The organism is Inquilinus sp. (genome assembly GCF_057815775.1).
On the sequence record NZ_JBYRFX010001006.1, the window covers coordinates 1 to 7,331 of the forward strand.

Annotated in this window: 4 protein-coding genes and 1 pseudogene; 4 read left to right on the top strand and 1 reads right to left on the bottom strand. The window is 65.4% G+C overall.

The window, feature by feature from the left end; translation table 11 throughout:
• A pseudogene (locus AC3XYG_RS35960) lies at positions 1–1,018 on the top strand (glycosyl transferase family 1); the annotation flags it as partial.
• An 82-nt stretch (positions 1,019–1,100) separates the two neighbouring features.
• Here the strand turns inward: AC3XYG_RS35960 and AC3XYG_RS35965 are convergent.
• The gene (locus AC3XYG_RS35965; protein ID WP_489144700.1) at positions 1,101–2,126 is read right to left on the bottom strand and encodes a fatty acid desaturase; all 1,026 of its coding nucleotides are present in this window, start codon (positions 2,124–2,126) and stop codon (positions 1,101–1,103) included.
• Positions 2,127–2,599: 473 nt separating this feature from the next.
• On the opposite strand from AC3XYG_RS35965, the gene AC3XYG_RS35970 reads away from it, so the two are divergent.
• From AC3XYG_RS35970 to AC3XYG_RS35980, 3 genes are all read left to right on the top strand, one after another.
• Positions 2,600–3,103: an RNA polymerase sigma factor gene (locus AC3XYG_RS35970; RefSeq protein ID WP_489144701.1), complete on the top strand. Its 504-nt coding sequence runs from the start codon at positions 2,600–2,602 to the stop codon at positions 3,101–3,103.
• Between the two features lie 371 nt (positions 3,104–3,474).
• The gene (locus tag AC3XYG_RS35975; RefSeq protein WP_489144702.1) at positions 3,475–4,344 is read left to right on the top strand and encodes a phosphotransferase; all 870 of its coding nucleotides are present in this window, start codon (positions 3,475–3,477) and stop codon (positions 4,342–4,344) included.
• 558 nt (positions 4,345–4,902) lie between these two features.
• On the top strand, positions 4,903–7,331 hold a 2,429-nt coding region (locus tag AC3XYG_RS35980), incomplete at its 3' end, for an ATP-binding response regulator (protein ID WP_489144703.1).

Here is a 7,331-nt window from a genome sequence, read left to right on the forward strand (position 1 = left end):
GTTCCAGCATGCGGTCCATTCGGTGCCCGACCGGACCCATGGCTACTGCGTCGACGACAATGCCCGTGCCCTCCTCGTGGCCTGCGCCCTGAACCATCCGCGCGAACTGCGGCTGCCGGAGCCGCTGACGGCGCGGCTTGCCGCTTTCATTCAGCATGCCTGGAATCCCGATACCAGGCGGTTCCGCAACTTCATGAGCTTCGACCGCCGCTGGCTCGAGGACCGCGGCTCGGAAGACAGCCATGGGCGGACGCTGTGGGCCCTGGGCGAATGCGCCCGCAGCGGCACCAGCGCATCGCGGCGGCGCTGGGCCATCGCCCTGTTTGCCGAGGCGCTGCCGTCGATCGAGGGCTTTCGCTCGCCCCGTGCCTGGGCCTTCACGCTGCTCGGGCTGGACGCCTATTGCGCCGTGGTCGCCGAGGATACCCTGGCCGAGCGGATTCGCCACGACCTCGCGGACCGGCTGATGTCGCTCCTGGCGGCGGTCGAAACCGCGGATTGGGTGTGGTTCGAGGACGGGCTCACCTACGACAATGCCCGCCTGCCTCAAGCCCTGATCGTCACGGGCATATCGACCCATGCGCCCAGCTATGTCGATGCCGGGCTCAGGTCCCTGCGCTGGCTGATGTCACTCCAGACAACGCCGGCGGGCCTGTTCCGGCCGATCGGCTCGTCCGGGTTCGGCAGCAGGCGGGCACTGCCGCAGGCTTTCGACCAGCAGCCGCTGGAAGCCACGGCCACGATCTCGGCGTGCCTGGCGGCGTTGCGCGCCGATGGCGATGATGCCTGGAAAGCCGATGCGGCGCGCGCCTTCTCGTGGTTCCTCGGCGGCAACGACCTGTCCCTGTCCTTGGTCGACGTGGAGACGGGCAGCTGCCGTGACGGCCTGCACCCCGACCGGCTGAACGAGAACCGTGGTGGCGAGTCCGTTGTGTCCTATCTTCTCGGTCTCTTGGAGACTCGCCAGATCGCGCGTTTCAGCGACAATCGTGCCAAATTCGTGCCGCGGCTGGCCTAGGATCGTGAACATCCTGTGATCACAGACTGCCCGCGGTTTTGGGACAGGCAATCATGGTTTCGATGAACCACTAGAAGACGATTCACGCGGAGCGCGCATTCGAACGGCGATTGCGCAGTTCACGAAACGAGATCAGCCGCCCCTGCCTTTCGTCCCAAAGGGCGAGCGTCGCGCATTGCAGGCTCTGAAGGAATGTCAGTCGTCCGACGCCCGCCAGCTCCGGGTGATCGTCCAGGACATGGTGCAGACGGTAGAACGGGATCCGGCTGCAGAGATGATGTACATGATGCACCCCGATGTTCCCCGTGAACCAGGCGAGGGCACGTGGCAGCTCATAGTGCGAACTGCCGTGAAGGGCGGCTTCATGGAAGTCCCACTCTCCCTGGTGTGCCCACCGCGTGTCCTCGAATTGATGTTGGACGTAGAAGAACCAAACCCCGATCGAGGCGGCGATCAGCACCACCGGGCCTTGCACCAACAGGAATGGCCCGACCCCGACAAGCCACACCATCAACAGGATGACGGCCGCGATGGACGCGTTCGTTCCCATGGTGCTGGCCCAAGGCCGTCCGCCAGCCCGAATGAGACCAAAGGGAAGGCGATAATGCAGCAGGAATAGATATGCCGGAACGAGGCCGATCATCACGATCGGATGGCGATAGAAGGTGTAGGCGAGGCGGCCGGGAGCGCCGAGGGCGAGGTACTCATTCACGGTCTTGGTTTCGATATCGCCGACGCCGCGATGGTCGAGGTTGCCGACGGCCGCGTGATGAATGGCATGGGTGCGGCGCCAGAAACCATAAGGCGTCAACGTCACGACGCCGATGATCCGGCCCAACCAATCGTTCATGGACCGTCGACGGAAGAAGGCTCCATGTCCGCAATCGTGCTGAATCATGAAAAGGCGCATCAGGAACGCCGCGGTCGGCAGCGCGAACAGCAACGACAGCCAGTAGCCGATGCCGAGCGCAGCCCACATGAGGGTCCAAAGCACCGCAAACGGCACTGCCGTGATCAGCAGCTCGAAGGAACTCCGTGCCGCGCTTGTCTCGCGGTACCGGTTGAGAGCCTGGACTCCGCCCCTTGCGTCTCCAACGGGGAATGTCATGTCTTTTGTCATCCGTCATCGACGCTCGCCGAGAGCTTCATTATTGCGCCATCAGGCAGGCCGGTCGCCCGCACACGGCCCCAGCCATCCGATCAAACTCGGCACGTGCCACTATAGTCGTCGCGGGGTGAACGAGGGCAGGCTCGGAAATCACTCAGGGACGTGCCTTAGGGCCCGGGCGATGGCTCAAGATCGATCGCCGGCGGCCCGGCTCTGGGAATTTTCCCATCGCCGCAGCGCCCACCAATCGCGCTCCGTCCGATGATCAGATCGTCGCGGCTAACCAATCGGACCGTGGGCGGATCTGAGTAGATTCCGACCCTACCGCCGCCATTTCTCTTCCGGCTACGCTGCGTTTGGATTGATCCAGACCAAACGTCGGCTCGCCGCCCCTTGCACTCAGACGTCGATGCCCATAGGGCGAGGCCATGGCGACCGGGTGGTTCCATCAACACCCAAAAGGACGCTCATCCATGTCGGCCATCACTGCCGCGAACGAGCGGCAATTCATCGCGACTATCGCTCCGTGTATCCCCGACCTTCGCCGTTACGCGGTGCGTCTTACGCAAAACCATGCCGACGCCGACGATCTGATCCAGGACACTCTGTTCAGAGCGGTCCGCAAACTCGATCTGTGGCAGCCCGGCAGCAACATGATGGCCTGGCTCGCCGTGATGATGCGCCGGCTCTACCTATCGAAGGTCACGACCGTTCGATCCCGGGCCGTGATGATCTCAATCGACGATTGGGACGTCGGTACGCTGCCGACACAGCTGGGGATCATTGAACTACGGCAGGTTTCGGCACGCTGGACGACTCTTTCGAAGGAACACCAGGAAATCTTGACCATAGTGGCGGTCGAAGGGGATTCGTATGTTGAGGCGGCCCAGCGACTTCAAATCCCGACAGGCACGGTAAGATCTCGGCTCTCCCGGGCTCGTGGCCAACTCCGAGAAGAGATGCAAACGCTGCAATAAGGAACTGGGCCAGATCGGTTGCGTCGATACAAGGGCGCTGCGATGATCGTCACCGGGGATCGGTCCGTCGGGATGACACGTGGTGCGAAGAAACTCGTCATCTGTCCGCACATATCACGGTTCAGGCCGTCAAGACGCTGTCGCCCCCCCTGGCGGCCCCCGACGCACCCGCTAGCCCCCGATCTCCGCCTCTCATGTTCCCTGGCCCAACTGGGGTGCGCCATAACGAGACATCGCCCGCGGTTGTCCAAAGCGGACGTGACCGGATGCGACCCAAAGCCGACTTGCCGTCGGCCCAGCGCGGCGAGTGACAGGAAACGCCTAGTCCCGTAGGTAACCCGCACCTGAGTATGTGCAGACGGAGCCGTCCCTTGCAGGCAACTGAGGTTTCGCGTGCGGTGGCCGCGGCTAGGTCGATCGCCTCAGCGCTTGGCCTGACGGTCTGCGACGCGGTCGTTCTGCAAAACTCGAACAAGCTCGCCGTGCGCCTGCTGCCTTGCGACGTCCTTGTCCGGGTGGCGCCTCTGGCACAGCAGGTGGCGCAGTTCGAAATCGAGCTTGCCCAATGGCTCGCCAAGACCGAGAGCCCCGTGGCTGCGCTCGACCCTCGTGTGGAGCCCCGCGCCTATGAGCGTGACGGCTTCGTGGTGACGCTGTGGACCTACTACGCGCCTGTGACGGCTCGCGGGGTCGCGCCGGCCGACTACGCGAAGGCGCTCGAGCGGCTGCATGCCGGCATGCGCAAGCTCGATGTCGCCACGCCGCACTTCACGGATCGGGTCGCGGAAGCTCAGCAACTCGTGGCGAGCCGCGACCAAACTCCGGCGCTCGCCGACGCGGACCGTGAACTTCTCGGCAGCACGCTGGGGAGCCTGAGACGAACGATCGCCGACCGCGGCGCCGCGGAGCAGTTGCTGCACGGCGAGCCGCACCCGGGCAACGTGCTCAGCACGAAGAACGGGCCGCTGTTCATCGACCTCGAGACGTGTTGCCGCGGGCCAGTCGAATTCGACCTCGCCCATGTGCCCGAAGAGGTTGTCGAGCACTATCCGAACGCCGATCAAGAACTGCTCGGCGATTGCCAGGCCCTCGTTCTTGCGATGGTCGCGGCGTGGCGGTGGGATGCAGGCGACCAGTTCCCGAACGGGCGACGCGTGGGCCGCGAACTCCTCAGGACCATACGCAAGGGTCCGCCGTGGCCGACGCTCGACGTCGTGATGCGGCGACTGGCTGGTCCCTAGGCTGACAGGCATCACAAGTCGTGGGACTCTGGAGCGAAGTCAGCCGTGTTTCCCTTCTGAAGCGTGGCCCCTTCGTCCGCTCGCCGCCCTTCTCTGTCGTCTCAATCAGACCGGAGGGCGCCATAAGCGGCCGCCGCATAGGCGCGCCGACATCGGACGCGGGTCGAATCGGTAGGCCCCGGGCCTTGGGCCAGTTCCGGCCGGTGTGAGCCCCGAAACCAGACATGACCGAAGTCGATAGTTTCAACACATTGGGCAAGAACGGCCACCGCTCCGACAGATGTCCGCCCGATCGGGGGTGCGGTGGAGTTGAGGGCTTTTAAAGGGAACGAACAGATGCGCGCCTTGCCCATTGTCGCAGCACTTGGTTCTCTGGTTTTTCTGCTCTCTAGCGCGTCCGCATGATGGGACGGGTGATTTACGCGTCCATTCGGCCGGAGGCCGGATTATGCTGGGTCCTTCGAAGATTCCTCGTCGAGGTGGAACGTGAATGAGGCGGGCGATGCGGGAGGGCTTGGGCCGGTTTCCAACGCCGACTTCCTGAGGGGCGGCGGCGAGATGGGACAGCGCATCCGGGCCCATGACTGGACCGGGACGTCGCTGGGTCCGGCCGAGCAATGGCCGCAGATCCTGAAGACGGCCATTCGGATCATGCTGACTTCGCGCCAGCCGATCTGGATCGGCTGGGGCCCGGAGCTGATCTTCTTCTACAACGAACCCTACAAATCGATCATCGGCGGCAAGCATCCCGCGGCGCTGGGCCAGCCGACGGCCGCGGTGTGGCGCGAGATCTGGACCGAGATCGGGCCGATGCTGGCCACGGCGCTGGGCGGCGACGAAGGCACCTATGTCGAGCAGCAGCTCCTGATGATGGAGCGCAACGGCTATCCGGAAGAGACCTACTACACCTTCTCCTATAGCCCCATTCCGACCGATGACGGCAGCACCGGCGGCATCATCTGCGCCAACACCGACGACACCCGACGGGTGCTGAGCGAGCGCCAGTTGGCCATCCTCCGTGACCTGGCAGCCGGCACCGCGGATGCGCGGACATGGCAGGAGGTCTGCGAGCGCAGCGCCCTGGTGCTCGAGGCGAACCGGCAGGACCTGCCCTTCGCGCTAATCTACATGGCGGAGCCCAGGGCCGAGGATGTGCGGTTGGCCGGTCGCAGCGGCATCGCCGCCGGGCATCCGGCGGCCCCGGAGCAGATCGCGTCGGGAACCTCCGGCCCATGGCCGATCGCCGATATCCTGCGCAAGCCGGACCGTCATGCCGTGATCGATCTGCCCGCCGTCTCCGGCGTGGCCTTCCCCTCCGGGGCCTGGCCGCAGCCACCGGCCCAGGCCATGCTGATCCCCATCCCGGCGGCCGGCGAGAACGGGCGGGCGGGCGTGCTGATCGCCGGTCTGAATCCCTTCCGCCTGCTGGACGATGGCTATCGCGGCTTTCTCACCTTCATCGCAGGCCAGATCGCCAACAGCGTGGCCAACGCCCATGCCTATGAGGAGGAGAAGCGTCGGTCCGAGGCACTGGCGGAGATCGACCGCGCCAAGACCACCTTCTTCTCGAATGTCAGCCACGAATTCCGCACCCCGCTGACGCTCATGATGGGGCCGCTCGAAGACCTGCTCGGCGCCGCCGGAGACGAGATCCCGGCGGAGAGCCGCACCCTGGTCGAGGTCGCGCACCGGAATTCGACCCGGCTGCTGAAGCTGGTCAACTCGCTGCTCGATTTCTCGCGGATCGAGGCTGGGCGGGTCGAGGCGAGTTACAAGCCCACCGACTTGGCCAAGCTGACAGCCGAACTGGCCTCGACCTTCCGATCGGCAATTGAGCGTGCCCAGCTCCGCCTCGTGGTCGACTGCCCGGCCTTGCCCGAGCCCGTCTATGTCGACCACGAGATGTGGGAAAAGATCGTCCTCAACCTCCTCTCCAATGCGCTTAAATTCACCTTCGACGGCGAGATCTCGGTCGCAATCCGGCCTTCGCCGGACGGGCGCAGCGCAGACATCGTGATCGCCGATACCGGCACGGGAATTGCGGCCGGGGAGTTGCCTCGCCTGTTCGAGCGCTTCCGCCGCATCGAGGGCGCGCGCGGCCGGTCGATCGAAGGGACCGGCATCGGCCTGGCCCTGGTGCAGGAGTTGGTCAAGCTGCATGGCGGCCAAGTCCTGGTCGACAGTGAGGTCGGCCGTGGCACCGCGTTCACGATCAGCATCCCGTTCGGCACGGACCATATTCCGGCGGACCGGATCGGCACCGCGCGCTCCCTGGCATCGACAGGCATGCGCACCGAGGCTTATGTCGACGAGGCCATGGGCTGGCTGTCGTCCGGCGGCGCGGCTCCACGCGAGACGCCGGCACCGGCCCAGGAAGGCCTGGACGCCATTGCCCTGGTCCCGGGCGCCGAGCGCAACCTGGTGCTGGTGACCGACGATAACGCCGACATGCGGCGCTATGTGAAAAGGCTGCTGCGTTCGGCGGGGTCCCGGGTGGAGACGGCCGCCGATGGGGAGGAGGCGCTGGAGGCGATCGGCCGCGCGAAGCCCGACCTGATCCTGTCAGATGTGATGATGCCGAAGCTCGACGGCTTCGGCCTGCTACGGGAGGTCCGCCGCGATCCGCAGCTGCGGGACATCCCGGTCCTGCTGCTGTCGGCGCGGGCCGGCGAGGAGGCGCAGGTCGAAGGCATCCGCTCTGGCGCAGACGATTATCTGACCAAGCCCTTCTCGGCACGGGAACTACTGGCCCGGGTCGGTGCCAGCCTGCGTCTCGCGGCGATCCGGCGCGAGAGCGCCCGCGCGCTCGAAGAGCAGGCGAGCACCCTGGCGAAGCTGAACGCCGTCGGCACCGCGATCGCCGCCGAGCTCGATCTCGAGCGCACGGTGCAGATCGTCACCGATGCCGCCACCGAGCTGTCAGGCGCGGCCTTCGGGTCGTGTTTCTACAACGTGGTCAGCGAGGACGGCGAGGCCTATACGCTCTA